General features: G+C 71.3%; 27 protein-coding genes. 7 read left to right on the top strand and 20 right to left on the bottom strand.

Translation table 11 applies throughout. The features are described from left to right. Positions 1-21: 21 nt before the first annotated feature. Entirely contained in the window at positions 22-648 is a 627-nt protein-coding gene (locus ISO16_RS20870; RefSeq protein WP_006947904.1) for a carbonic anhydrase, read from the bottom strand. A 95-nt stretch (positions 649-743) separates the two neighbouring features. On the opposite strand from ISO16_RS20870, the gene ISO16_RS20865 reads away from it, so the two are divergent. After that, complete coding sequence (locus ISO16_RS20865) at positions 744-1634, top strand: A/G-specific adenine glycosylase (protein ID WP_029540757.1); 891 nt, start codon at positions 744-746, stop codon at positions 1632-1634. Here ISO16_RS20865 and ISO16_RS20860 read toward each other — a convergent pair whose 3' ends face one another. After that, positions 1635-2375, bottom strand: coding sequence for an alpha/beta fold hydrolase (locus ISO16_RS20860; protein WP_072634231.1), 741 nt, complete (start codon positions 2373-2375; stop codon positions 1635-1637). Positions 2376-2407: 32 nt separating this feature from the next. Here ISO16_RS20860 and ISO16_RS20855 point away from each other — a divergent pair, with 32 nt between their 5' ends. Continuing rightward, a complete protein-coding gene (locus tag ISO16_RS20855) occupies positions 2408-2734 on the top strand; it encodes an antibiotic biosynthesis monooxygenase family protein (protein ID WP_006947900.1) in 327 nt (108 codons plus the stop codon). A gap of 10 nt (positions 2735-2744) precedes the next feature. Next, positions 2745-3248, top strand: coding sequence for a DUF1990 family protein (locus ISO16_RS20850; protein ID WP_072634230.1), 504 nt, complete (start codon positions 2745-2747; stop codon positions 3246-3248). Positions 3249-3327: 79 nt separating this feature from the next. Here the strand turns inward: ISO16_RS20850 and ISO16_RS20845 are convergent, their stop codons facing one another. Next, a complete protein-coding gene (locus tag ISO16_RS20845; RefSeq protein ID WP_006947898.1) occupies positions 3328-3768 on the bottom strand; it encodes an OsmC family protein in 441 nt (146 codons plus the stop codon). 158 nt (positions 3769-3926) lie between these two features. Between ISO16_RS20845 and ISO16_RS20840 the strand changes: the two genes are divergently transcribed. Together ISO16_RS20840 and ISO16_RS20835 are read left to right on the top strand one after the other, a co-directional pair. After that, the gene (locus ISO16_RS20840; RefSeq protein WP_072634229.1) at positions 3927-4544 is read left to right on the top strand and encodes a YrhK family protein; all 618 of its coding nucleotides are present in this window, start codon (positions 3927-3929) and stop codon (positions 4542-4544) included. Positions 4545-4592: 48 nt separating this feature from the next. Then, on the top strand, positions 4593-7451 hold the full coding sequence (locus ISO16_RS20835) for an ATP-binding protein (protein WP_072634228.1): 2859 nt from the start codon (positions 4593-4595) through the stop codon (positions 7449-7451). Positions 7452-7475: 24 nt separating this feature from the next. Here ISO16_RS20835 and ISO16_RS20830 read toward each other — a convergent pair whose 3' ends face one another. Continuing rightward, positions 7476-8675 carry an acyl-CoA dehydrogenase family protein gene (locus ISO16_RS20830; RefSeq protein WP_072634227.1) on the bottom strand — a complete coding sequence of 400 codons (1200 nt, stop codon included), beginning with the start codon at positions 8673-8675 and terminating at the stop codon, positions 7476-7478. Positions 8676-8781: 106 nt separating this feature from the next. On the opposite strand from ISO16_RS20830, the gene ISO16_RS20825 reads away from it, so the two are divergent. Beyond that, entirely contained in the window at positions 8782-9546 is a 765-nt protein-coding gene (locus ISO16_RS20825) for a PIG-L deacetylase family protein (protein WP_029540736.1), read from the top strand. 9 nt (positions 9547-9555) lie between these two features. Here the strand turns inward: ISO16_RS20825 and ISO16_RS20820 are convergent, their stop codons facing one another. Further along, a complete protein-coding gene (locus ISO16_RS20820; RefSeq protein ID WP_006930367.1) occupies positions 9556-10503 on the bottom strand; it encodes a helix-turn-helix transcriptional regulator in 948 nt (315 codons plus the stop codon). 93 nt (positions 10504-10596) lie between these two features. Here ISO16_RS20820 and ISO16_RS20815 point away from each other — a divergent pair, with 93 nt between their 5' ends. Further along, on the top strand, positions 10597-11190 hold the full coding sequence (locus tag ISO16_RS20815; protein ID WP_072634226.1) for a TIGR03086 family metal-binding protein: 594 nt from the start codon (positions 10597-10599) through the stop codon (positions 11188-11190). Between the two features lie 70 nt (positions 11191-11260). Here ISO16_RS20815 and ISO16_RS20810 read toward each other — a convergent pair whose 3' ends face one another. The 15 genes from ISO16_RS20810 to folE form a co-directional block, all read right to left on the bottom strand. Then, positions 11261-13786, bottom strand: a complete 2526-nt coding sequence (locus ISO16_RS20810) for an ATP-dependent Clp protease ATP-binding subunit (RefSeq protein ID WP_029540728.1) — start codon at positions 13784-13786, stop codon at positions 11261-11263. Positions 13787-14042: 256 nt separating this feature from the next. Next, complete coding sequence (locus ISO16_RS20805) at positions 14043-15473, bottom strand: phospholipase D-like domain-containing protein (protein WP_072634225.1); 1431 nt, start codon at positions 15471-15473, stop codon at positions 14043-14045. Between the two features lie 271 nt (positions 15474-15744). Next, entirely contained in the window at positions 15745-16101 is a 357-nt protein-coding gene (locus ISO16_RS20800) for a histone-like nucleoid-structuring protein Lsr2 (protein WP_006930387.1), read from the bottom strand. A gap of 102 nt (positions 16102-16203) precedes the next feature. Continuing rightward, positions 16204-17712 carry a lysine--tRNA ligase gene (lysS, locus tag ISO16_RS20795; protein ID WP_006930389.1) on the bottom strand — a complete coding sequence of 503 codons (1509 nt, stop codon included), beginning with the start codon at positions 17710-17712 and terminating at the stop codon, positions 16204-16206. A gap of 91 nt (positions 17713-17803) precedes the next feature. Beyond that, positions 17804-18247, bottom strand: a complete 444-nt coding sequence (locus ISO16_RS20790) for a rhodanese-like domain-containing protein (RefSeq protein ID WP_072634224.1) — start codon at positions 18245-18247, stop codon at positions 17804-17806. Positions 18248-18334: 87 nt separating this feature from the next. Then, complete coding sequence (locus tag ISO16_RS20785; RefSeq protein WP_029540725.1) at positions 18335-19177, bottom strand: type III pantothenate kinase; 843 nt, start codon at positions 19175-19177, stop codon at positions 18335-18337. A gap of 2 nt (positions 19178-19179) precedes the next feature. Further along, positions 19180-19617 (bottom strand): aspartate 1-decarboxylase, encoded by a 438-nt coding sequence (panD, locus tag ISO16_RS20780; RefSeq protein WP_029540720.1) that lies wholly within the window; start codon positions 19615-19617, stop codon positions 19180-19182. 32 nt (positions 19618-19649) lie between these two features. Next, positions 19650-20591, bottom strand: a complete 942-nt coding sequence (panC, locus tag ISO16_RS20775) for a pantoate--beta-alanine ligase (RefSeq protein ID WP_072634223.1) — start codon at positions 20589-20591, stop codon at positions 19650-19652. Continuing rightward, positions 20584-21519, bottom strand: a complete 936-nt coding sequence (locus ISO16_RS20770; RefSeq protein ID WP_029540714.1) for a Rossmann-like and DUF2520 domain-containing protein — start codon at positions 21517-21519, stop codon at positions 20584-20586. The genes panC and ISO16_RS20770 overlap by 8 nt, the downstream gene beginning before the upstream one ends. A 129-nt stretch (positions 21520-21648) precedes the next feature. Then, the gene (locus tag ISO16_RS20765) at positions 21649-22464 is read right to left on the bottom strand and encodes a DUF6779 domain-containing protein (RefSeq protein WP_006930401.1); all 816 of its coding nucleotides are present in this window, start codon (positions 22462-22464) and stop codon (positions 21649-21651) included. A gap of 124 nt (positions 22465-22588) precedes the next feature. Continuing rightward, positions 22589-23053 (bottom strand): DUF3180 domain-containing protein, encoded by a 465-nt coding sequence (locus tag ISO16_RS20760; protein ID WP_037200442.1) that lies wholly within the window; start codon positions 23051-23053, stop codon positions 22589-22591. Further along, complete coding sequence (folK, locus tag ISO16_RS20755; RefSeq protein ID WP_050034528.1) at positions 23053-23577, bottom strand: 2-amino-4-hydroxy-6-hydroxymethyldihydropteridine diphosphokinase; 525 nt, start codon at positions 23575-23577, stop codon at positions 23053-23055. The genes ISO16_RS20760 and folK overlap by 1 nt, the downstream gene beginning before the upstream one ends. Next, entirely contained in the window at positions 23574-23942 is a 369-nt protein-coding gene (gene folB / locus ISO16_RS20750; protein ID WP_072634222.1) for a dihydroneopterin aldolase, read from the bottom strand. The genes folK and folB overlap by 4 nt, the downstream gene beginning before the upstream one ends. Further along, entirely contained in the window at positions 23939-24760 is an 822-nt protein-coding gene (gene folP / locus ISO16_RS20745) for a dihydropteroate synthase (protein ID WP_072634314.1), read from the bottom strand. Before folP ends, folB begins: the two co-directional genes overlap by 4 nt. 32 nt (positions 24761-24792) lie before the next feature. After that, positions 24793-25446: a GTP cyclohydrolase I FolE gene (gene folE / locus ISO16_RS20740; protein WP_006930424.1), complete on the bottom strand. Its 654-nt coding sequence runs from the start codon at positions 25444-25446 to the stop codon at positions 24793-24795. Positions 25447-25465: the final 19 nt, after the last annotated feature.

Genomic DNA, 25465 nt, shown 5'->3' with positions numbered 1-25465 from the left:
CACCGAGGTCGGCGTGTCGCGTCAGTCGACGGTCACACCGATGTCGCCGACGTGTCCCTGCAACTGGACGTGACCGTCGGAGAGCTTGTAGGTCACGCCCGCGATGGCGCACTGCCCCTTGGCGATGCGCTCGGCGATGATCTGGGACCGCTGGCTGAGCAGCTTCCCGGTCTCCACCACGTGGCGGCCCTCGAGCTCGTCGACCGTCGACAGCCCGTCGTTGCGGCCCATGAGAATCGACGGCGCGACGCGCTCGACGATGTCCCGGATGAATCCCGGCGGGATGTCTCCCTTGTCGAGGGCGTCCAGGGTGGCCTTGACCGCGCCGCAGCTGTCGTGACCGAGCACGACGATCAACGGCACGTTCAGCACGCCGACCGCGTACTCGATCGAACCGAGCACCGCGCTGTCGATCACGTGTCCGGCGGTGCGCACGACGAACATGTCGCCGAGGCCCTGGTCGAAGATGATCTCGGCGGCCACCCGCGAGTCGCCGCATCCGAAGAGCACCGCGATGGGGTGCTGCTCGTTGACGAGGGTGGCACGGTGGTCGATGCCCTGGCTGGGGTGCAGCGGGGTACCACTGACGAAACGCTGGTTACCCTCGGTCAGGGCCTTCCACGCGGATATGGGGTTGGAGTTAGGCATAAGGGCATTATCCATCCCTTACTGTGACGCATCCCGCTCGGTGGAGTTACCGCGGGGCTAAATCGGGCCGACAACGGGACGGGAGGATGTGAGAGATGCCGGTCGACGCGACCGCCCTGCTGCGCTGGTACGCCGCCGAGGCGAGGGATCTGCCGTGGCGCGAGGAGGGCGTCACCGGGTGGCAGATCCTGATGAGCGAGGTGATGCTGCAGCAGACGCCGGTGGCCCGCGTGGCACCGATCTGGCTGGAGTGGGTGCAGCGGTGGCCGGTGCCGTCGATGATGGCCGCGACGAGCCAGGCCGACGTCCTGCGCGCCTGGGGCAGGCTCGGATATCCGCGCCGGGCGCTGCGGCTGCACGAGTGCGCCGGGGTCCTGGCCACCGAGCACGGCGACGTGGTCCCTGCCGACGTGGACGTGCTGCTGTCGCTGCCGGGCATCGGCGCGTACACGGCCCGGGCGGTCGCCTGCTTCGCGTACGGCCGGCGCGTCCCGGTGGTGGACACGAACGTCCGTCGCGTCGTCGCGCGGGCGGTGCACGGTGCCGCCGAACCCGGTAATCCGTCGGTCACCCGGGACCTGGCCGACGTCGAATCGCTCCTGCCGCGAACCCGCGAGCGGGCGGCGACGTTCTCCGCAGCCCTGATGGAACTCGGTGCGACCATCTGCACGGCCCGCTCGCCCGACTGCGCCCGGTGCCCGCTGCCGCGGTGCGCATGGGTGGAGGCCGGCCGGCCCGCCCACGACGGCCCGCCGCGACGGGTGCAGAAGTTCACGGGCACCGACCGTCAGGTGCGGGGCAAGCTCATGGCGGTGCTGCGCGAGAGCGACGTCCCGGTCGAGCGGCCGGTGCTGGACCGGGTGTGGCTCACGGATCCGGGGCAGCGCGACCGGGCGCTGCACTCGCTGCTCGTGGACGGTCTCGTGGAACAGACCGACGACGGACGTTTCGCGCTCGCCGGCGAAGGCCTCGCCGGCCAGGCGTGATCAGGCGAGGGTACGGAGGAATCGTTCGACCTCGGCGCGGTATTCGTCGGGGCGTTCGTCGTGCACCAGGTGCCCTGCGCCCGGAATCCGGGCGTACCGGGCCCCGGGGTGCTCGTCGGCCATCCGCCGCATCTGTCCTTCCGGGGTGATGGTGAACTCCCCCTCGACGAGCAGGGCAGGCACCGAGATCGACCGCCACTGGTCCCAGAAGTGCCGGGCGCCCCACTCCTCGGAGATGTCGCGGAAGGTGGCCACCTCGCCGTGCAGGTACCAGCCGTCGGCCCGATGCTCGAAGGAGTCGAGGAAGTACCGGCCGGCGACGTCGCCGAAGTAGCCGACGACCGCCTCCTCGTCCGGGAACGGCTGCGGCCACCGCGCGATCATCGCGGCCCAGTCCGCCGCGGTGCGGCCCCGGAAGTCGGGGGCCATGTCCTCGACGACGAGCGCGGCCACCCGGTCGGGGTGCGCGGCGGCGAAGCACCACCCGTGCAGGGCGCCCATCGAGTGCCCGATCACCACCAGCGGTTCACCGATGCCGTCGAGGTGCGCGGCGAGGTCTGCGACGAACGCCTCGGTGGTGAGCCGATCCGGGGCGGGACGGCCGTGGCCGGCGGCGTCGAAGGTGTGGACGTGGCCGTGCGCGCGCAGCCACGGCAACTGCCGGCGCCACGTGCGGGAGCTGCCCATCAGGCCGTGCAGCAGCAGGATCGGCCGCCCGGAACCACCTTCGTCGTGCAACACAACCGCCAAGGTAGCGGAGTACGCTCGCCGCCATGGCAGTGGTGAAGATCAATGCAATCGAGGTCCCCGAGGGCGCGGGCCCGGAACTGGAGACGCGCTTCGCGCATCGCGCGCACACCGTGGAGAACTCCCCGGGCTTCCTCGGTTTCCAGCTCCTGCGGCCGGTGCAGGGCGAGACGCGCTACTTCGTGGTGACCCAGTGGGAGTCGGAGGAGGCGTTCGCGGCGTGGCGGGACGGCCCGGCCCGGCAGGCGCACGCCGGTGAGGCGAAGCGGCCGGTCGCGTCGGGGGCGTCGCTGCTCGAATTCGAGGTCGTGCTCGACGTGAAGGCCGCCGGCGAGGACACCGATCAGGGCTGAGCGCGCCGCCGTGAACGCGCAGCGCTCGTTCAACTACCCGCACGTCGGCGCCACGCGCGGCAGGGTTCCGGCAGGGTTCCGGCACGCGCACCTCACCCGCCGCCTCGGCTCGGGCGACGTCGCGTTCCGCACCGCCGTTCGGGCACTGGAAAGCTGGAACATGCAGCGGCATGCGGGGTTTCGCGTCGATGCGAATACTCCGCGGCCGCGGGCGGGACTGGAGGTACGGCTGGATCCACCGTTCGGTCCGGCGCGCTGGGGTGCGTGGTGCCGCGTGGTCTACGTCGTCGACGAGCCGGATCGCCGCGGTTTCGCGTACGGCACCCTCGACGGTCACCCCGTCAGCGGTGAGGAGGCGTTCGTCGTCGAGCGACGGTCCGACGGCGCGGTGTTCGGCCACATCAGCGCCGTCTCCCGCCCCGGCCGATGGTTCACCCGCCTCGGCGCGCCGGTCCTGCCGCTCGCTCAGCGGTGGATGATGGGCCGCTACCTCGACGCGCTCGCCGGACGGTGACCCACACCGCGGGTGCGCGGGTGCAGGGGACGACACGGTCGTCGCCGCAGCGGGTGCGCACCCGCGGTGGTGGAATCGCTCAGGATTCGAGTGCCGCGTCGAGCGTGATGTCCACCCCGGTCAGTGCCTTGCTGACCGGGCAGCCCTCCTTGGCCCCCTGCGCGGCCTTCGCGAACCCGTCGGCATCGAGGCCGTCGACCTCGCCGCGCACCGTCAGCTTGATGCCGGTGAGCCGGAAACCGCCGTCCGGGTCGGGGCCGAGCGAGACGTCGGCCGTGACGTCGAGGCTCTGCGGCGTGCCGCCGGCCTCGGCGATCAGCGCCGAGAGCTGCATCGCGTAGCACGACGAGTGTGCCGCGGCGATGAGCTCCTCCGGACTGGTGGTGCCGCCGGCGTCCTCGGCGGCCCGCTTGGGGAACGAGACGTCGAACGTGGCGCGGCCGGAACTGGTGAGTTCGACCTGTCCGGCGCCGTCCTGCAGGCCACCGTTCCAGGCGGTGCGAGCGGTACGTGTGGGCATCGATCGGTCCCTTCGTCGTGGGGTGTCCTCCCCCGCCGAACCTACGCCACGTCGCGCGGCCCGGCTCCGGTTCTGCACGGCGGCGGGCCGCCCCTCCTGCACGGCGGCGGGCCGCCCCTCCTGCACGGCGGCGGGCCGCGCCCGCTAGGTTCGCGGGTGTGTTCACCCGGCCGACGCTGCGCCGCGAGTCGCGGCTGTTCGTCATCGGCTCCGCCCTGTTCGCCGCCGGTTCCGGCGGCGTGCTCGTCCTCCCCGCCGCCACCTCGAATCTGCTCTACTTCGTGGGCTCGTGGTTCTTCACCGCGGCAGCGACCGTGCAACTGCTGCTGACGCACCGCCCGCCCGCGGCGACGCGCGTGGACCGGTACGACTGGTGGTCGGCCGCGGTGCAGTGGGCGGGCACACTCGCGTTCAACGTGAGCACCGGATTCGCGCTCGTCGCCGGCCTGACGGCGTCCGAGGAGCAGAACCTGGTGTGGCGGCCCGACGCCGTCGGGTCGGTGTGCTTCCTCGTCAGCAGCGCACTGGCGGTGGTGGCCACCACCGACACCGATGCGCTGTGGGATCCGCACGCCCGCAACTGGCGCAGCACGTGGCTGAACATGCTCGGTTCGCTCGCATTCGGCGCCTCGGCCGTCGGCGCCCACATCGATCCGGCCGGCGAAACACTCGCGCCGCGGCTCGCGGACCTCGGCACGTTCGTCGGGGCGGTGTGCTTCCTCGTCGCGGCGCTGTGGATGCGGCCCGCCGATCCGCCGGAACCGCATCGCACGTGAAGGCCCCGGGTCTCGGCAGGAGACCGGCGGGAGTGGTCCAATGGTTCCGTGGTCACGGGTGGCGACCGGGCGCGAGTCGAGGTACTCGGCCCGCTCCGCGTGCTGGATGCGGATCGGCGCGACATCACTCCCGACGGGCTGCTGCAGCGACGCCTGCTGGCACTGCTGGTGCTCCGGCGGGGCCGGGTGGTGCCGGCGCACTCCGCCGTCGATGCCCTGTGGCCGTCCAGGCGACCGGCGGATCCGGCCGCCGCCCTGCAGAACCACATGTTCCGGCTTCGCCGTGGTCTGCCCGACGGCCTGATCGAGTCCGTCGGTGAGGGCTATCGGCTCGATCCGGCCGGTGTCGAGGTCGACGCCGACCGGCTCGTGGTGGCCCTGAGCGCGGGGGCGACGGGGGATGCGGGCGTGCCGGCCGAGATCGACGCCGTGCTCGCGCGCTGGCAGGGCCCCGCCTACCCCGAACTCGACGAGGTGGACGAGGCCCGGGCCGAGGCGACGCGGCTGGAGGAGCTGCGTTCCCGGGCCCACGAGGTCCGGGCCGAGGTGCGGCTCGGACGGGGCGACACCGACGGCCTCGTTGCCGAACTGGTGGCGCTCGCCGACGCGCAGCCGCTGCGGGAACGGCCGCGCGCGCTGCTGATGACGGCGCTCGCGGCGACCGGACGCCGGGCCGAGGCGCTACGGGTCTACGACGACTTCCGGCGGCTGCTCGGCGACGAGCTGGGCATCGAACCGTCGCCGGCACTGGCGGCTCACCACGCGGAACTGCTCGCCGGTGCCGCCGACCGGGTGTGGGCGCCGGTGGGCCGGTTGCCGGTTCCGGCGACGTCGCTCGTCGGCCGGGACGCCCTGGCGGTGGCGGTGACCGAGCTGGCGGAGTCCGGGCGCCTGGTGACCCTGGTCGGTCCGGGCGGGGTCGGCAAGACCCGGTTGCTCCTCGAGGTCGGGCACCGGCTCCGGGCCGCCCGACCGGATCGGCCGGTGGTGTTGTGCGAATTGGCCACTGCCGACCCGGACTCCGCGGTCGACGTGGCCGCCGCCGCCCTGCGGATCGACGCCCGTCCCGGCACCTCCCTCGCCGAGCGGGTGGCCGACGTGCTGGGCGACACCGAGCTCGTGCTGCTGCTCGACAACTGTGAGCACGTGCTCGATCCGATCGCCGCTGTCGTCGAACGCCTGCTCGCCACCTGCGCGCACGTGCGGATCGTGGCGACGAGCCGGGAGCGGCTCCGAGTCGTAGGCGAGCACGTCCGCCAGGTGCCGACGCTGTCGTACGACGGCGAGGACGCACCGGCCGTGCGGTTGTTCGAGGAGCGGGCGCGGGCCGTCGTCCCGGGCTTCGAGCCGGACGGGCGAGAACTCGCCTGCATCGCCGAGATCGTGCGGCGCCTGGACGGGTTGCCGTTGGCGATCGAGCTGGCAGCCGCGTGCCTGCACACCCACGAGGTCGCGGAGGTCGCCGCGGGCCTGGACCACCGCTTCGAGCTGCTGGCGTCGGGGTACCGCACGTCGCCGCGGCACGGGTCGCTGGCCGCGGCGGTGTCGTGGTCGTTCGGGCTGCTCGCGGAGGATCTGCAGCGGACCTTCGCGGAACTGTCGGTGTTCTCGGGCTCGTTCGACGCGGCCGACGCCGCGGCGGTCTGCGGCACGGATCCGGGGACGGTCACCGCGGCGTTGACACACCTCGTGGAGCGCTCGCTGGTGATGCGGATACCCGGCCGCCGGTACATGCTGCTCGAGACGCTGCGGGCGTTCGGCGCCGAACAACTCACCCGCGAGGGCCGGGTCGACCTCGTCGCGGAACGGCACGCCCGGCACCTGGCCGACTGGGTCGACCGGGCGGATTCACGACTGCTGCAGCCGGGCGAGCCGGTCCTGGCGCAGATCGATGCCGCCGTACCGGAGTTGCGCAGCGCGCTCGGCTGGTTGCTCGACCACGACGAGGTCACGCTCGCGGGTCGTCTCGTCAATGCCCTGCTGGACTACGGGATCTTCCGGCTGCGACCGGACGTGCTGGGCTGGGCGCGGCTGGTGATCGACGCCGATCCGGAGGGCCGGAGCCCGTTCGCCGCGCGCGTGCGGGTGGTGGCCGCCTACGCGGCATGGATGTCCGGCGACGTGGCCGAGACGGGCCGGCTCAGCGCCGCTGCGTTGCGCGCCGTCGAGCGGGCGAAGACCGAGCCGGCGGCGGAGGCGATGACCGTTCGCGGGAGCTACGAGTTGTTCGAGGGGCATCTCGACGAGGCCGCCGCCTGGTACCGGCGGGCCGCCGCGGCCGCCGCGAACGACCCGGCGCAGCGGCTCATGGCGCGGGCCACCGAGCTGCTGCCGTTGGGCTATGCGGGTGACCCGGCCGCCGTCGAGCAGGCCGAGGCCCTCCTCGCCGAGGTCGCCGACGCACGCACCCCGCACGCCGCGTATGTCTGGCACTGCGCCGGGGAGGCAGATCTGGCAGTCGACGTCGAACGGGCCCGCGCGCGCTTCGCTCGGGCACTGGACATCGCGGAACAGACGAACGCCTCGTTCGTGACCGGTCTCGCCGGCGCGTCGAAGGCGTCCATCGACGCCCGGATCGGTGACCCGGCGGCCGCCGCCGACGAGTACCGGCGCCTGATCCCGCACTGGCGGCGCGCCGGGATGTGGTCGACGCAGTGGACGATGCTGCGCTCGATCGCCGGGCTTCTCGAACGCCTGGACCGCTACCGCGACGCCGCGGTGCTCGAGGGGGCCGTGCGCGCGACCGCGGCCGGTCATCGCATCTTCGGCGCCGACGAGGTGGCCCTGGACGAGCTCGGCGCGCGACTGCGCGCCGAGCTCGGCGACGACGCGTACGAGGCGGCGCGACGACACGGCGCGATGCTCGACGGCGAGGCCGCCGCCGAGCATGCGCTCCGCGCGCTGTGACCGCCCGGGCCGGGAGCCGCGACCTCACCACCTGGGCTGTTCGCCGAGAATGCCGAGCAGCGACTTGCCGACGAGTTCGTGGGTGAGCGCGTCGTTGCCGGGGTGGAATCCCCCGCACCGCACGTCGCGGTAGAGGCGTTCGAGCTCGTTCCCGGTGAACATGCCGGCGCCACCGGCCACGTCGAGGGCGATGTCGACGACCCGTTTGGCCGCTTCCACCGCCCGCCACTTCATCGCATACACCTTGGGCACCCACTCGTCGCCGTGATCCGTGCCGGCCACCCAGTCCGCGACGAACCGGTCGAGCGTCGCCGAGGCGGCGTCCAGCTCGAGATACATCTCCGCGACCCGGTGCTGCACGAACGGGTTGTACGCGTACGCGCCCCGCTCGATCGCCACCGAGGTCTTGCGCCGGGCGCTGCGGACGGCGAGTTCCAGGGCGCGGTCGGCGATCCCCAGGTACACCGCCGCCATGAGCGAGAGCGGCCACATCGTCATCGCCACGAGGAACGGGTCGCTGCCGTCGCCCGCGGGGACGACCCGCCCGATGCGGTCGTCGGGCACGAAGACGTCGGCGAGAACCGTGTCGTGGCTCTGCGTCGGCCGCATGCCGAGGGTGTCCCACGTCTCCACGACCTTCACCCCCGCGCTGCCTCGTTCGACGAAGGCGTGCACGATGTGCGGCCCGCCCGCCGCGTCCGCGTCGACGGCGTGCGCGCCGAGCCACCGCCACGCCGGACCGTTGGAGCCGAACTGTTTGCGGCCGGTGAGCCGGTAGCCGCCCGCCACGCGCTGCGCCCGGCACGTCGACAGCAGCACCGGGATGTCGTTGCCCGTCTCGGCGTGTCCGGCGGCGAACACGTCGCCGGCCACCGCGGCCTCCAGGATCCAGCGGAGCGACGTGTCGCCCGTGCGTTCCAGTTCGGTGGCGATCCCGATCCAGTAGGAGTGCATCGTCATCGCCAGCGCGGTCGCCGGGGCGTAGCGGGCGAGGCGCCGCTGGCTCGCGGCCAGCCGGGCCAGATCGAGGCCCCATCCCCCGTAGCGGGTGGGTACGGCGGCGGCGAGATAGCCGGCGGCCCGCAGCTCGACAAGGTCCTCGTCGAAGTAGGAGTTGGACCGGTCGAGTTCGCCGGCACGGGATCGGAACCGCTCCAGCATCTCGGTCGGCAACTCGGCCGCGGTCCGGTTCCGGGTGGGGTTCATGGTGAGTGTGGTGTCCATGGCCACGACGATGCGCCCGCCTGCTCTCACCGCGCTCCCACCGGATCCCAGCGCGCCGAGAGCGCGCGGGAGCGCCGGGGCAGGGCCCGCACGGACCGTGAGAGGCATGAACGCGACGACATCCCTGCCCCTGTCCGGGACGATCCTGTCGATCTGGGCCCACCCCGACGACGAGACCTACCTCGCCGCCGGCGTCATGGCCGCCGCCCGCGACGACGGCCGGCGCGTCGTGTGCGCCTCGGCCACCGCCGGCGAGCACGGAACCGCCGACCCCCGATCGTGGCCTCCGGAGCGGCTGGGCCGGGTACGCCGCTGGGAAGCGGCCGCCGCCATGGCCGTCCTCGGTGTCGAAGAGCACCACGTCCTCGGCCTGCCGGACGGTGCCCTCGCCGAGCACGAGGACACCGGTCTCGCGTGGGCCGGACGGCTCCTCGACGACGTCCGCCCCGGCACGATCCTGACCTTCGGTGCCGACGGGATGACTTACCACCCCGACCACACCGCCGTGCACCGCTGGGTCACCCGGGCCTGGCGTGACCGCGGTTGCCGTTCCCGGCTGCTGTACGCCACCCCCACCGTGGAGCATCTCGACCGGTTCCGGGACCTCTACGAGGAATGGGGCATGTACATGAGCGACGAGCGCCCCACGGGCGTGCGCGAAGAGCGGCTCGCGGTCCACGTCCGGCTGCACGGGCTCGCGCTCGACCGCAAACTCACCGCGCTGCGGGCCATGGCGACCCAGACCGCCGACCTCGTCGCGCGGATCGACCCGGCGGTCTACGCGGCCCAGATCGCGGAGGAGGCGTTCGTCGCCGCCCCTCGCGTCCCGGACCGCGGCGATGCGGCGACGAGAACCGCAGTGGCGCGGTGACGGGCCGGGCTACCGGTGCCGCTCGGCGAGGCGCTCGGCCGACGACCGGACCTGCTCCCGGAGTTCGGGCGGCCCGAGCAGCTCGGCGTCGTCGCCGAGTTGCCACATCGCGGCGCCGGCGTGGGTGGCCCCGCCGAACTCCGCCTCGGCCTCCCACCAGCCGTCGCCGGTGGGCCGCTGCGCGACGACGCGGATCGCGATCGCCGCGAGGTCTTCCCGGCGCCGGTCCCGGATCCGCACCGCGGCGGTGACCGTGCCCAGACCGGCCCGGAACTCGGTGCGGCGCCGCTGCCAGATCCGGGCGAGGTCGACGTCGGGTGGGCGGTGAGCCGCGGTGTCGAGCGGTTGCACCCGTTCCATGCGGGAGAGGCGGTAGGTGCGTTCGGCGCCGCGATGCAGCGCCACCAGATACCAGCGGCCCGCCGCGCTGACCAGCCCGAGCGGGTCGACCGTCCGCCACCGCGCCTCGGCGCCACGGGAGCGGTAGCGGATGCGCAGGCGGCGATCGGTGAACACGGCCTGCTGGACGACGCCGAGGTGCTCGTCCCGCCGGTGATCGACCACCCACCCCGACGAGCTGACGACGATCCGCTCCCCGACCCGCGCGGCGGCGGTGCGCTGCGCCTCGGGCAGCGCGACGGTCACCTTCCGCATCGCGGAGGCGAACGCGGAGGCCATGCCGAGCGAGTCGGGGGTGGCCGACGCGCTCGCCGCGAGCAGGGCGGTCGCCTCGTCGACGGTCAGGCCGGTCAGGTCGGTGGTGAAGCCGGGGAGCAGCGCGAAACCGCCGTCGCGTCCGCGTTCGGCGTAGACGGGGATCCCGGCCGCCGACAGGGCCTCGACGTCGCGCAGCACGGTGCGCACCGAGACCTCGAGTTCCCTGGCGATCGCGGGCGCGGTCATCCGGCCGCGGTGTCGCAGCAGCAGGACCAGGGACAGCAACCGATCGGCTCGCACCTGCCGAACTCTCCCAGAAATACATGACAGAAGGTGTCGTGTTTCGCGCGCAGGATCGTGTCCGGCAGCAACCACACGACCGAAAGGCCCGACATGAGAACCGCGTCCGACCCCCGTCCCCTCTACCGCGACGCCCTGGCGTGGGTGGCCACGCTGATCGACGAGGTCCGCCCCGAGCAGATGACCGACCCGACGCCCTGCCCGGACTACGACGTGCGCGCGCTGCTCGGCCACCTCGTCGCCACCGTCGATCGCGGCCGCGTGATCGGCAGCGACGGCGACCCGCTGAGCGTTCCGGAGTTCCTGACCGGCGTGCCCGACGACGCGTGGCGCGCCGAACTCGAGCGGGCGCAGGCCCACTACCGGAAGGTGTGGAGCGACGACGACCTGCTCGACCGGCCCGTCGTCGCGCCGTGGGGAACGGTGCCCGGCCGCGCCGCGGTGCTGAGCAATCTCAACGAGGCCCTCGTGCACGGCTGGGATCTCGCCGTCGCCACGGGACTGCCGGCCGAGCCGGATCCGGTGCTCGTGGAGGCCGCGTTCGTCGTCGCGCGCAGCAAGATCCCCGCCTCCGTGCGCGGCGGACGGGTTCCCTTCGGCGCGGCCGTCGAGCCGGCGCCGGACGCGAGCCCCGTCGAGCGGCTCGCGAACTGGTCCGGGCGGGACACCGCGGCCTGGCGGCGCTGATCCGGACACACCAACGCCGACGGGCGGCACCCGCAGTGGGTGCCGCCCGTCGGCGTTCGTCGGAGCAGGACTACTCGGCGTCCTTGGCCAGGGCCACCGCCGGGGTGTCGGGCACCGCGGCCGGCTTCTCGCTCGGGGTGAAGGTGAACTTCGCGTTCTCTCCGGCACCCTCGCCGTCCCAGCCTTCGACGTCGACCAGGACGATCTGGCCGGGGCCGATCTCGTTGAAGAGGATCTTCTCCGAGAGCTGGTCCTCGATCTCGCGCTGGATCGTGCGGCGCAGCGGCCGGGCGCCGAGGACCGGATCGAAGCCCCGCTTCGCGAGCAGCGACTTCGCCTTCTCGGTGAGCTCGATGCCCATGTCCTTGTTCTTCAGCTGCACCTCGACGCGGCCGATCATCAGGTCCACCATCTGGATGATCTGATCCTGCGTGAGCTGGTGGAAGACGATGATGTCGTCGATGCGGTTGAGGAACTCGGGCCGGAAGTGCTTCTTCAGCTCGTCGTTGACCTTGAGCTTCATCCGCTCGTAGTTCGACTCGGCGCCGGAGCCCTTGGTGAAGCCCAGGCCGACCGCCTTCGAGATGTCGGCGGTACCGAGGTTCGAGGTGAAGATCAGCACGGTGTTCTTGAAGTCGACCGTGCGTCCCTGGCCGTCGGTGAGGCGGCCGTCCTCGAGGACCTGCAGGAGGGTGTTGTAGATCTCCTGGTGGGCCTTCTCGATCTCGTCGAACAGGACCACGGAGAACGGCTTGCGGCGCACCTTCTCGGTGAGCTGGCCGCCCTCTTCGTAGCCGACGTAGCCCGGAGGGGCACCGAAGAGCCGCGACGCGGTGAACCGGTCGTGGAACTCGCCCATGTCGATCTGGATGAGCGCGTCGTCCTCGCCGAACAGGAAGTTCGCGAGCGCCTTCGACAGCTCGGTCTTACCGACGCCGGACGGGCCGGCGAAGATGAACGAACCGGCGGGACGCTTCGGGTCCTTCAGGCCGGCGCGGGTACGCCGGATCGCCTTGGCGACAGCCCTGACGGCGTCCTCCTGGCCGATGATCCGCTTGTGCAGCTCGTCCTCCATGCGGAGCAGACGGGTGGTCTCCTCCTCGGTGAGCTTGAACACCGGGATACCGGTCCAGTTGGCGAGGACCTCGGCGATCTGCTCCTCGTCGACCTCGGCGATGACGTCGAGATCACCGGCGCGCCACTGCTTCTCGCGCTCGGCGCGCTGCGCGACGAGCTGCTTCTCCTTGTCGCGCAGGTTCGCGGCCTTCTCGAAGTCCTGCGCGTCGATTGCGGACTCCTTCTCCCGGCGCGCGTCGGCGATCTTGTCGTCGAACTCGCGCAGGTCCGGCGGCGCGGTCATCCGGCGGATGCGCATGCGCGCACCGGCCTCGTCGATGAGGTCGATCGCCTTGTCCGGCAGGAAGCGGTCGTTGATGTAGCGGTCGGCCAGGCTCGCCGCGGCGACCAGCGCCTTGTCGGTGATGGACACGCGGTGGTGCGCCTCGTACCGGTCGCGCAGGCCCTTGAGGATCTCGATGGTGTGCTCGACCGTCGGCTCGCCCACCTGCACCGGCTGGAACCGGCGCTCGAGCGCGGCGTCCTTCTCGATGTACTTGCGGTACTCGTCGAGGGTGGTGGCACCGATGGTCTGCAGCTCGCCGCGCGCCAGCTTCGGCTTCAGGATCGACGCCGCGTCGATGGCGCCCTCCGCGGCACCCGCCCCGACGAGCGTGTGCAGCTCGTCGATGAACAGGATGATGTCGCCGCGGCTGTTGATCTCCTTGAGCACCTTCTTCAGGCGTTCCTCGAAGTCACCGCGGTAGCGGCTGCCCGCGACCAGCGAACCGAGATCGAGGGTGTACAGCTGCTTGTCCTTGAGCGTCTCGGGGACCTCGCCGTTGACGATGGCCTGCGCCAGGCCTTCGACGACGGCGGTCTTGCCGACGCCCGGCTCGCCGATGAGCACCGGGTTGTTCTTGGTGCGGCGGCTCAGGACCTGCATGACGCGCTCGATTTCCTTGGCGCGACCGATGACGGGGTCGAGCTTGCCCTCGAGCGCGGCCTGCGTGAGGTTGCGGCCGAACTGGTCGAGCACCAGCGACGTCGACGGGGTGCCGGCCTCGCCACGGCTGGTGCCGGATTCCTGGGGCTCCTTGCCCTGGTACCCGGAGAGCAGCTGGATGACCTGCTGGCGCACCCGGTTCAGGTCCGCACCGAGCTTGACGAGCACCTGTGCCGCGACGCCCTCGCCCTCGCGGATGAGGCCGAGGAGGATGTGCTCGGTACCGATGTAGTTGTGTCCGAGCTGCAGCGCCTCACGCAGGCTGAGCTCGAGCACCTTCTTGGCACGGGGCGTGAACGGGATGTGGCCCGACGGGGCCTGCTGTCCCTGGCCGATGATCTCCTCGACCTGGCTGCGGACGCCTTCGAGGGAGATCCCCAAAGATTCGAGCGACTTGGCCGCTACGCCCTCGCCTTCGTGAATGAGGCCCAGGAGAATGTGCTCCGTGCCGATGTAGTTGTGGTTGAGCATCCTGGCCTCTTCCTGAGCCAGGACGACGACGCGCCGCGCGCGATCGGTGAACCTTTCGAACATCGCACTCCCTCACACTCTCCGGCCGACAGGTCCGGTACGCGGATCGTTCCGGACCCGGCTGCCGCGTTTCGCTCCGGCACTCGAGTCGTCGAGTGGAACCAGGTTCCACGACCCCACTTGACACTCTAGTTGCCGCCGTTTCGAGGCGCTGCCCCTCCACCCGATCGGCGCCGGCGGCAACTCCGGTCACGAGGGGTAACGCTGCACGTCGGCACGGCGTTCCCGCCTCCGTGTACGCCAGCAGCGAACACGCTGCTCAGCGGGGCATCAGCTGGCGAATGCGCCGTCCGATGCGCTGCGGGGCGCGTTCCGGGTCGACGAGTTCGTTCTCCGCGAGGGGGCTGTCCTCGTCGGCGACGGTGCCCGGCTCGAAGAGCGCGAGGGTCCGACCGGCTCCGCGCAACCGCTCCACCGCGGCGACGAGCGAACCTTCGGACCGGACGGCGGACGCGACGTCGGCCGGGGACACCCCGAGGTGCTCGGACAGCAGGCGCTCCCGCATCTCGACCACCGCGCGGCTGATGTGGTCGCCCTCGTGGTCCGCTTCGACGAAGAGATCGCACTCGGTGTCGAAGCCCAGGGACCGGTTATTCAGGTTCGACGAGCCGATGCGCAGCAGCACGTCGTCCATGACGACGACCTTGGCGTGCACATAGATCGGCGCCCCGCCCGCGGTGACGGGGTAGTAGGCGGCGAACCGGCCGTGGACGTCGGCGTTCCACAGCAGGTGCAGCAGCTTGCGGCGGGCGCCGTCCATCGCCTTCTGTTCGAGCCAGCCCTCGGCGTTGCGCGGCAGCACCAGCACGATCTGGGGGCCGTCCGGTTCCCGCAGCCGCTTCGCGAGGGCCTCGGCGAGGGTCCGGGACGCCAGGTACTGGCTCTCCAGGTAGAGCGTGCGGCGGGCGCCGGCGATCACCGCCAGGTAGAGGGCCTCGATCTCCCGGACCTCCGCCCGGTCGCCGAGTTCGGGGAGGGTCCGTGCGACGGCGACATCGACGTCGCGCAGGGCCGGGCGCAGCCCGTCGGGCCAGATGGTGTGCCCGGTGTCGACCGGCTCGAGGTCCTCCCCCGTTGCCGCCTTCCACCGGGCGCGAGCCTGTTCGCCGATCGCGCGGGCGGCCGCGCCGTCCACCGCGGTCGTCACGTCGTGCCACGGTCCGTACCGACGGCCGTTCGGCTCCCGCCGGTAGCGGCTGTGGTCGGGATGCTCGCTGGTGTCCCAGCGATCGACGGTCATGTCGATGCCCCCACAGAACGCGACGGCGTCGTCGATCACGATGATCTTCTGGTGGTGTGCCGCTCCCACGGGATGGGCGCCGTCGATTTCGAGCCGGAGCCGCGGGTCGCTCATCCAGTTGAGCACGAAGACCGGTGTCATCCCGCGCCCGATGGCTGCGAATGCGCCGATGTTCCACTTCAGCAGGAACACCTCGAGATCCGGGTGCCGGTGCGGCAGCCACTTGAGGAATGCGCCCAGCCGGTTCGGGCCCTCGAGGGTCTTCCGGTCGGGTTCGAGCTTGATCCTCGTGTCGAAGTCCCACCCGATCAGGAGGATCCGCCGCCGTGCCTGCAGCATCGCCGACTTGGCGTATCGGAAATAGTCGGCGGCGTCGACAATGCAGGCGAGGCGATCGGCACGATCGACCCGCCAGCACGTCTCACCCGGGACGGCAATCCGCTCTCCCATGGCCGACACGCTACCCGGGGATACCGCCGTTTCCGCCGCGACGGACGGGATACCGAGCGGGTGTGACCCTTGTCTCCGATTCCCGACTGTCTCCGATTCCCGACTGTCTCCGATTCCCGACTGTCTCCACTTCCGGCGGCGCCCCGTTCCGACCGACCGTTTCTTTTCTCGAACGAATAGCAAAGAATTCCGCGAGGCACGACGACGAGGCGATATCCGCGACAGTTGTCGCGGATATCGCCTCGGTCGGACGGAAGGCAGCGCTTCCGGCTCAGTGCGCCTTGTTGTAAGCCTCGATGATTTCGGCGGAGATACGGCCTCGGGCCGAGACGGGCATGTCGTTGTTGCGGGCCCATTCCCGAATTTCCGCGGTACGTTCCCGGTCCGTGCCGCCGCGAGAAGACTTGCGGGGAGCGGGCGCGGTGGGCACGACCTTCGCGCGCTTACGGCCACCCACCTTGCGGGCATGAGTGACCCAGAACTCCAATTCCTCCCGGAGCTTGGCCGCGTTGTCTTCCGACAGATCGATCTCGTAGGTGACTCCGTCGAGCCCGAATTCCACGGACTCGTCCGCCGCCGTCTCCCCGTCCACGTCGTCGATCAGGGTAACGGTGACCTTCTTTGCCATGTGCTGCAAATCCTCTCGAATGAAGAAGCGCGGCCCCCCGCGGTACGAGACAACAATACCCGGGAATCAATTCATGGCAATACGGAAAACGAATGCGATCAATTACCTCGCCGGGCGAACAATTGGGAACAGGATTGTTTCCCGGATTCCGAGGCCCGTCAGCGCCATCAGCAAACGGTCGATTCCCATGCCGGTTCCGGTCGTCGGAGGCATACCCTGTTCCATCGCCGCGAGGAAGTCCTCGTCGAGAACCATCGCCTCGTCGTCACCGGCCGAGGCGAGCCGCGCCTGGTCGACGAACCGCTCCCGCTGGATCACGGGGTCGACGAGTTCCGAGTAACCGGTGGCGAGTTCGAAACCACGCACGTACAGATCCCACTTCTCGGTCACGCCGTTCTTGCTGCGGTGCTGCCGCGTGAGGGGCGAGGTCTCGACGGGGTAGTCCCGCACGAACGTCGGCTCGTGCAACTGGTCGCCGCACTGGTGCTCCCACAACTCCTCGACGAGCTTTCCGTGGCCCCAGCCCTTGCCTTCCGGGACCTCGAGACCCACCCGATCGGCGAGGGCGTGCAGCTCCTCCAGCGACGTGTCGGGCGTGACCTCGGTTCCGATGGCCGCCGACAGCGACGGGTACATCTCCATCGTCTTCCACTCGCCGCCGAGGTCGTATTCGGTGCCGTCGGCGAGGGTGACGACGTGGGTGCCGAACACCGCCATCGCCACCTCCTGGATGAGTTCCCGGGTCATCGTCGCCGAATCGTCGTACGTGCCATACGCCTCGTACGTCTCGAGCATCGCGAATTCGGGCGAGTGCGTGGAGTCGGCACCCTCGTTGCGGAAGTTTCGGTTGATCTCGAAGACCTTCTCGATGCCGCCCACCACGCAGCGCTTGAGGAACAGCTCCGGCGCGATGCGCAGATACAGATCCATGTCGAGGGCGTTCGAATGGGTGACGAACGGACGGGCCGTCGCGCCGCCGTGCAGGGTCTGCAGCATCGGGGTCTCGACCTCGAGGAAGCCGCGCCGCTCGAGCGCGTTGCGCAACTCGCGCACCACCGCGACACGCATGCGGGCGTTGGCGCGGGCCTCGGGACGCACGATCAGGTCGGCGTAGCGCTGCCGGACCCGGGTCTCCTCGTTCATCTCCTTGTGCGCCACCGGCAGCGGCCGCAGGGCCTTGGCGGCCATCTGCCACGAGTCCGCCATGACGCTGAGCTCGCCGCGCCGAGAGCTGATCACCTCGCCGTGCACGAACACGAAGTCGCCCAGGTCCACGTCGTGCTTCCACGCCGCAAGGGACTCCTCGCCGACGCCGTTGAGGCTGATCATCGCCTGCAACTGGGTGCCGTCGCCCTCCTGCAACGTGGCGAAGCACAGCTTGCCCGTGTTGCGGAAGAAGATGACCCGGCCCGCGACGCCGACCTGTTCCCCGGTCGTCGTGTCGGGCTCGAGGTCCGGATACTTCTCCCGGATCTCCGCGAGGGTGTGAGTGCGGGGCACGACGACGGGGTACGCGTCCTTGCCCTGCGCCAGGATCCGTTCGCGCTTCTCGCGGCGGATGCGGATCTGCTCGGGGGTGTCGTCGGACTGCTGAACGGGTGCATCACTCACGGGTGACCAGACTATCGGACCGCCTCGAGCGCCTGCGCAGGACCAGCGCCTGCGCAGGGCCGAGGTGCCCGGGGCGCCGGCGCCCGCCGGGTCAGTGCGCGGTCACGCGCGCCACGTCGTCCTCGACGTGCGGGGCCGCGGCGATCGCATCGGTCGCCCCGGCCGCCGCGAGGGCCGCGTACCCGCCGACGAGGCCGGTGACGCGGCGCAGCCCGAGCGCCTGCAGCGCGGCGACGACGGCGTCGGTCTCCGCGCCGGAGGCCGAGACCACGACCCACTCGACGTCGCGGTCGACGGCCACCGCCAGACGCTCGTCGCTGGTGGGATGCAGGCGCCGGGGCAGCAGCTCGGCGGAGATGGCCAGCGCCCCGGGCAGGGTGCCCTGGACCGCGCGTTCGGCGTGGGTGCGGATGTCGACGACCACCGCGCCGCGCGAGACGGTCGCAGCCAGCCCGGCCGGATAGGTGCGCTCGGTGGTGAGCGGGAGAGTGTGAACGGGTGCGGCTACGAAGGATGCAGCAAGCGCAGTGCGCATGAGGGTGACTCCAGGTATGTGTGAACGATCGAGGCGGACGTCAGCCTCGACAACACTCCTGGGCGCTCATGCAGCGGATCACGGCGACTATTCTTGCACAGGATCGCGGCGGGCGGAACCCACAGCGGCGGATCGGGCGCCGCGCCGTGCGAGATTGCGTTCGTACACCAGGCGCAGGCCCTCCAGCGTCAGGTCCGGTTCGTGGTGCTCGAGCGTCTCGGACTCCGGCATGATCAACGGCGCACGGTCGCCGGTCCCGATGACCGCGACGTCGTCACCCTCGAATCCGCGCTGCTCGGCACGCACCAGGCGCACCAGCCCGTCGACCATCCCGGCGAATCCGAAAACCGCACCGGACTGCATGCATTCGACGGTGTTCTTGCCGACCACGGCGCGCGGGCGCAGCAGTTCCACCTTGCGCAGCGCCGCGGACTGGGAGGCCAGCGCGTCCATCGACACCTCGATGCCGGGGGCGATGATGCCGCCGAGGAACTCGCCCTTCGCCGAGACCACGTCCACGCACGTGGACGTCCCGAAGTCGACCACGATGCACGGCCGGTCGTAGAAGTGATGTGCCGCAAGGCTGTTGACGATGCGATCGGCGCCGACCTCCTTGGGGTTGTCGACGAGCAGCGGCACCCCGGTGCGCACACCCGGCTCGACGACCACGTGCGGCACGTGTTCCCAGTAGCGGCTCAGCATCACCCGGATCTCGCGCAGCACCGACGGCACCGTGGACAACGCGGTCACGCCGGTGATCTGGTCGGCGTACCCGCCGAGCAGACCACGGAAGATGAGCGCGAGCTCGTCGGCGGTCATGCGCGGATCGGTGCGCATCCGCCAGTCCCGCAACAGCTTCGCGTGCGAGCCGCTGCCGGTGAACAAACCCAGGACGACGTTCGTGTTCCGGACGTCGACAGCGAGGAGCACTGCTACACCAACGAACCGGAGTCGAGAGTGGCGAGCATGCGCGGGGTGATCAGGCCGGAACCCTCCGGCGCGTGCGCCGGATCGTTGCCGAGCTCGACCTGCCGGTTGTCCGCGTCGACGAACACCACGCGCGGGTCGTAGTCGCGGCACTCCTGCTCGTTCATCACGCCGTAGGCGATGAGGATGACGAGATCACCGGGACTCACGAGACGCGCTGCCGCACCGTTGATCCCGATGATGCCGGAGCCGCGCTCGCCCGCGATGACATAGGTTTCGAGACGGTTGCCGTTGTCGATGTCGACGATGGCGACCTGCTCGCCCTCGAGCAGGTCGGCAGCGTCCATCAGGTCCTGGTCGACGGTTACCGAACCCACGTAGTGCAGATCGGCGTGGGTCACCGTGGCGCGGTGGATCTTCGACTTCATCATCGTGCGGAACATGGTGTCTCCTCAGCTTTTTCGGGCCGGTCGCGCTATCGGCGGGTGAGCAGGTCGTCGGGGGTGGACGCGTCGACCGGGCCGGTCTCGCGTTCGAGGAATCCGGTGCCGATCGCGACACCGACGTTGTCGATGAGCCGGGTGGTGCCGATCCGCGCGGCGATCAGCAGCCGGCCGTCGCCGCGTTCCGGCGCGGGCCCGAGGTCCACGCCGCGCAGCTCGAGGTAGTCCAGCTCCACCTCGGGCGCGGCGGCGAGCACCTCGCGCGCGGTGGTGAGCACCGCCTCGGGACCGCCGGCGGCGGCGTGCGCCCCGGCGACCAGCGCCGCGGACAGCACGGTGGCGACCCGGCGCTGTTCCGGATCCAGGTAGCGGTTGCGTGAGGACAGCGCCAGCCCGTCCTGCTCACGCACCGTGGGCACGCCCACGATGCGGACGTCGAAGTTGAGGTCCTCCACCATCTGCCGGATCAGGGCGAGCTGCTGGTAGTCCTTCTCGCCGAAGAAGGCGACATTGGGGGCGACGATCTGCAGCAGCTTCGCCACCACCGTGAGCATCCCCGCGAAATGCGTCGGGCGGCTGCCACCCTCGAGCTCCGCCCCCAGCGGCCCCGGGTGGATCACGGTCCGCCGGCCCTTCGGGTACATCGCGGACACCGACGGCACGAACGCCAGCTCGACGCCGGCCTCCCGCAGCAGCTCCAGGTCGGCGTCGAGGGTGCGCGGGTAGGCGTCGAGATCCTCACCGGCCCCGAACTGCAACGGATTGACGAAGACGGACACCACCACCACGGCACCGGTGAGCTTCGCCTGCCGCACGAGCTCCAGGTGACCGGCGTGCAGGGCGCCCATCGTCGGCACGAGGGCGACCGTGCGGCCGACGCCACGCAGCGCCTTGGTGACCTTGGTCAGGGCGGCGGGGTCGTGGTGCACGGTCAGTTCGCCGCGCACGTAGCCGCCCTGTTGCGTTTCACTCACCGTGATCAGCCCCTTCGAGGATCTCCATCAGTTCGGGTTTCGCTCCGGCGCGCTGCGCGGATCGCAGGGACATCGCGCGGTATCCGGTAGCGATCCGGGGATCGACCTCCCCGAGCACCCGCAGGTGCGTGGCCACGGCCTGTGCATCGCCGCGGGCGACGGGTCCGGTCAGCGCCGACGGCCCGCGGCGCAACGCGTTGTCGAGGGCCGCCGACAACAGCGGCTGCAGCACCCGCTCGGCGACACCGCCGGGCGCGTCGTCGACGAGTTGCTGGCCGAGCAGTTCGTCACCCTCGAGCGCCACCCGCAGCGCCTCCACCGCATCCACCACGAGGGTGACGAGGTGGTTGCTGCCGTGCGCGAGCGCGGCGTGGTACAGCGCGCGCCGCTCCTCGCGGACGCGCACCGGTTCGCCACCGATCTCGAGCACGAGGGACTGGGCGATCGCGTAGCCGATGTCGTCGGCAGCCGTGATGCCGAAGCACGCCGAGGCGAGCCGGGCAGTGTCCTCGTCGTGGCCGGTGAAGGTCATCGCCGGGTGGATGGCGAGCGGCACGATGCCCTGCTCGGTGAGCGGAGCGAGGATGCCGACGCCGTTCGCGCCGGACGTGTGGGCGACGATCGTGCCGCGCGAGACGGAGCCGGTGGCAGCGAGCCCGCGGACGAGCGAGCCGAGTTCCGAGTCCGGAACGGCGAGGAGCAGCAGGTCGCAGCGGGCGGCGACCTCGTCGACGGGGAGAACCTCGGTGTCCGGAAGCCGGGTGCGGGCGCGGTGCTTGGACAGTTCGGATACCGCGGAACAGGCCACGACCAGGTGGCCGACGCGTTCGAGTGCCGCGCCGATCGCCGTGCCCACCCGCCCGGCGGAAACGATTCCGACCGTCAGTCGTGCAGGCGCAGGCTCGTTTGTGATCCCGAAGGAGGTCACGGGAGTCCTCTCGTTCGTTCCAGTCCCGCTCGGCGGGTACCAGACGTTCCGACCGACAATAGCGCGGCCCGAGCAACCCCGGCCATGGCCGGGGAACGTGATCTGCGCCTCACCCGGCGCGGCGAACGCTCAGCGCTCGGCGGACAGGGCGGCGAGGATCTCCGCGACCGTGCGGCCCTGGCTGTGTGCCCCCTCGCCGCCGGCACCGTCCGGCCGCCGTCGCCGGGCGCGTCGGCCCGTGGGCTCGGCGTCGTCGTCCGCCTCGGCCTGCTCCTCGGGTTCCTCCGGCTGCGACCCGGACTCGGCCCGGCCCTCCGGTTCGGCCGGTTCCTCCGGCTCGGTCCGGTCCCGCCGTTCCGTGTCCTCGGATCCGCCGGGAGCGGCCGTCGCGCCCGCCGGCCGGCGGGGCACGGCCGTCGTCGTGTCGCCGTCGGTGACCACCGTGGTCTCGGCGGTCACCGGCTCGTCGTCGGGCGAGGCGAAGAACGGGCCTGCCGGACGGGGCGCGGCCGTCACCCGGAAGTTCCCGCCGCCGAGCTCCTGCAGTTGTCCCCGGCCCGCCCACAACGCCGCGCGGTCCTCGGGCAGCCGGCCCTCGAAGAGCACCTCGAGGTTGCGGCGCAGGGCACCGAGCTCGGCGCGCAGGGCCGCCATCTGGTCGGCATCGATCCGCAGCTCCGACCTGACCTTCTCCTCGACGGTCAGCTCGTACTCGCGCCGCGCCGCGATCTCCCGTTCGAGCTGCAACTCGTACACGGTCTGCAGATCCCGGACCTTGGCACGGTCCAGCGCGGACTCGCGACGGTACTTCGTCATCGCGATCGCGCCGACGGTGGCGGCCCACAACGCGACGACCAGACCGACGCGCAGCAGCTGGACGCTGTCGCTGAAGACCAGGAACAGCGACGCGATCAACGCCAGGGCGAGCAGCGCCGCCACGATCACAGAACTCGCGCTGCGCCGTGACCGACGGCCCTTCCTCGTTCGCACCGGAGTCCCCATGCGTTCCAGACTACTGGGCGCGGCCGCCGGGTCCCGAGAGTCGAGCGCACAGGATTCGCCGCCCCGGTCAGGTCGCGGGCTCGTCCGGGTCTTCCGGTGTCCGGCAACAGTGTTCGAGCCACAGCGCGGCAGCCGCGAGCGCCACGCCGGCGAGCAGCCCGACGATCACCCCGGCGCTGTCCTCGACTGCGGCCTGCAGCACCGGCCGCTGCGGAACCAGGTACAGCAGGAATCCTGCCCAGATGCCCGCGCTGGCCGCCCCGACCAGAGCCGACGCCTTCGCCAGCGCCACCGCGCGGGCCGCCGTGATGGGATGCAACTGGTGCGGCCCGTCGCCGATCTCGTGCTTGCCCACCCGGGAACGGATCATGAACGCCAGCACCACCTCGACGATCGCCACCGGGTACAGCGACGCCCCCGCGTAGACGGGGATCGGCGGCAACGTGCCGTACAGGCCGCGCGCCAGCAACCACGCCGCGACGGCGGCGAGCACCGCCAGCGCCAGCAGGTCCCGGATACGCGTCGCCTTCATCACCGCGGCGGCTCCAGCCGGTACTCGGTGCGGCGCACCCCTTCGCGTTCGTCGACGTCGAGAGCGGCGAGCCACTCCGTCAACGGCCGTCGCGTGCCGTCGACCGTCAGCGTCGCCTGGGGTTCGACGTCCCACCACGGGACGAGCACGAAGGCGCGCAGGTGGGCACGCGGATGCGGCAGGGTCAGTTCGGCATCGTCGCTGAGCACCTCGCTGCCGTCCGAGTCGTGGCAGGTGACCACGTCGACGTCGAGGCTGCGCGGGCCCCACCGCTGCTCCCGGACCCGGTCGGCGGCGGCCTCGAGCTGCCGGCCCAGCTCGAGCCAGCCGCGGCAGTCCAGCGACGGGTCCTCCGCGACGACGACCGCGTTGAGGAAGTCCTGCTGCTCGACCCCGCCCCACGGCGCGGTCGAGTACACCGGCGACACGGCCACTATCCGGTCGGCGAGGGCCTCGGTGACCGAGCGCAGGTGCGCCGGCCGGTCCCCGATGTTCGACCCGATGGACAGCACCACCCGGCTCACGAGCCGCTCCGGGTGCGATCGACCACCACCGCTACGTCCGCGAAGGTGAGCGGGATCGGCGCCGACGGCTTGTGGACGGTGACCTCGACCCGGGTGACCCGCGGATCGGTGAGGACGTCGGCGGCGATCTCGCCGGCGACGGTCTCGATGAGGTCCCGCGACGGGCCCGCGACGATCGCGGCGGCCCGCTCGGCAAGGATGCCGTAGTGCAGGGTGTCGTCGAGGGCGTCGCTCGCCGCGGCCGGCGCGAGATCGAGCCACGCGACGATGTCGATCAGGAAGTCCTGACCGTCGCGCTTCTCGTGGTCGAACACGCCGTGGTGGCCGCGTACGCGCAGTCCGCGCAGTTCGATCCGGTCGCTCACGCCGGTCCTCCCGCCGCACTGCCGCGCTGCCACGCGCCGACGACGGCGACGGCGTCGAGCGACGCCCGCACATCGTGCACGCGCACCCCCCAGGCCCCGCGCTCGGCCGCGAGCGCCGACACGACCGCGGTGGCCACCTCGCGGCCGCCGGGTGGCCGGATCGTGCCGTCGGGGGCGGCGAGCAGGGACCCGAGGAACCGCTTGCGCGACGCGCCGATCAGCACCGGGTAGCCGAGCTCGGTCAGCTCGGGCAGCCGGTGCAGCAGTTCCCAGTTGTGGTCGGCGTCCTTCACGAAACCGAGTCCGGGATCGAGGATGATGTTCGCCGGCTCCACGCCTGCCGTGAGCGCGGCATCCACCTGCACCCTCAGCTCATCGCGGACCTCCCGGACCACGTCGTCGTAGTGGGTGGACCCGCCGGCGTGCACGAAGCCGCCCGCGGGCCGCCAGTGCATGAGGATCCACGGCACGCCTGCCGACGCCACGACCGCGGCCATGCGGGAGTCGGCGCGCCCACCCGAGACGTCGTTGACGATGGTGACGCCGGCCTCGATCGCGGCCTCGGCCACGGACGCGCGCATGGTGTCGACGCTCGTGGGGATGCCGGCGGCGCTCAGGGCGGCGATGACCGGCGCGACGCGCCCGGCCTCGACCTCCGGGTCGACCCGGGCCGCTCCGGGACGGGTGGATTCGCCGCCGACGTCGACGATGTCCACGCCGAGGTCGCGCAGTTCCAGACCGTGCGCGATCGCCGCGTCGCGGTCGAGGTACCGGCCACCGTCCGAGAACGAATCCCGGGTCACGTTCAGCACGCCCATCACCACCGGGCGCCCGGGGTTCGGGAGCGCGCTCACCGGCGGAGGATCAGATCCAGAGCCTCGGCGCGCGACGCCGAGTTGGACTGCAGCAGCCCCCGCACCGCCGAGGTGGTGGTGCTCGCCCCGGGCTTGCGGATGCCCCGCATGGCCATGCACAGATGCTCGGCCTCGACGACGACGATCACCCCGACCGGATCGAGCTTGCGCACGAGCGCATCCGCGATCTGACTGGTCAGCCGCTCCTGCACCTGCGGGCGCTTGGCGTACAGGTCCACCACCCGCGCCAGCTTCGACAACCCGGTCACCCGGCCGGTGCGGCCGGGAATGTAGCCCACGTGCGCGACCCCGTGGAACGAGACCAGGTGGTGCTCGCACGTGGAGTACATCGGGATGTCACGCACCAGGACGAGTTCCTGATGGCCCTCGTCGAAGGTCTTGTCGAGGACCGAGTCCGGATCGGTGTACAGGCCGGCGAACATCTCCCGGTACGCCCGCGCGACGCGGGCCGGGGTGTCGAGCAGACCTTCGCGCTCGGGGTCCTCCCCCACCGCGATCAACAGTTCCCGGACGGCCGCCTCCGCGCGGGCCTGATCGAAGACCCGGCCCGATTCCAGGCTGCGCAGGACCTCGCCGTCACCGCCGATCGACGCGGAATCCGTCTCGGAATCCAGGTGATTCACCGACACCAGACCGTACCTCCACTCT

Origin of the sequence: Rhodococcus sp. M8 (assembly GCF_015654185.1) — a bacterium.
GTDB classification, from domain to species: Bacteria; Actinomycetota; Actinomycetes; order Mycobacteriales; family Mycobacteriaceae; genus Rhodococcus; species Rhodococcus aetherivorans.
Note: the sequence above shows the minus strand (reverse complement) of the source record. Positions and strands in the feature narration are given on the sequence as shown.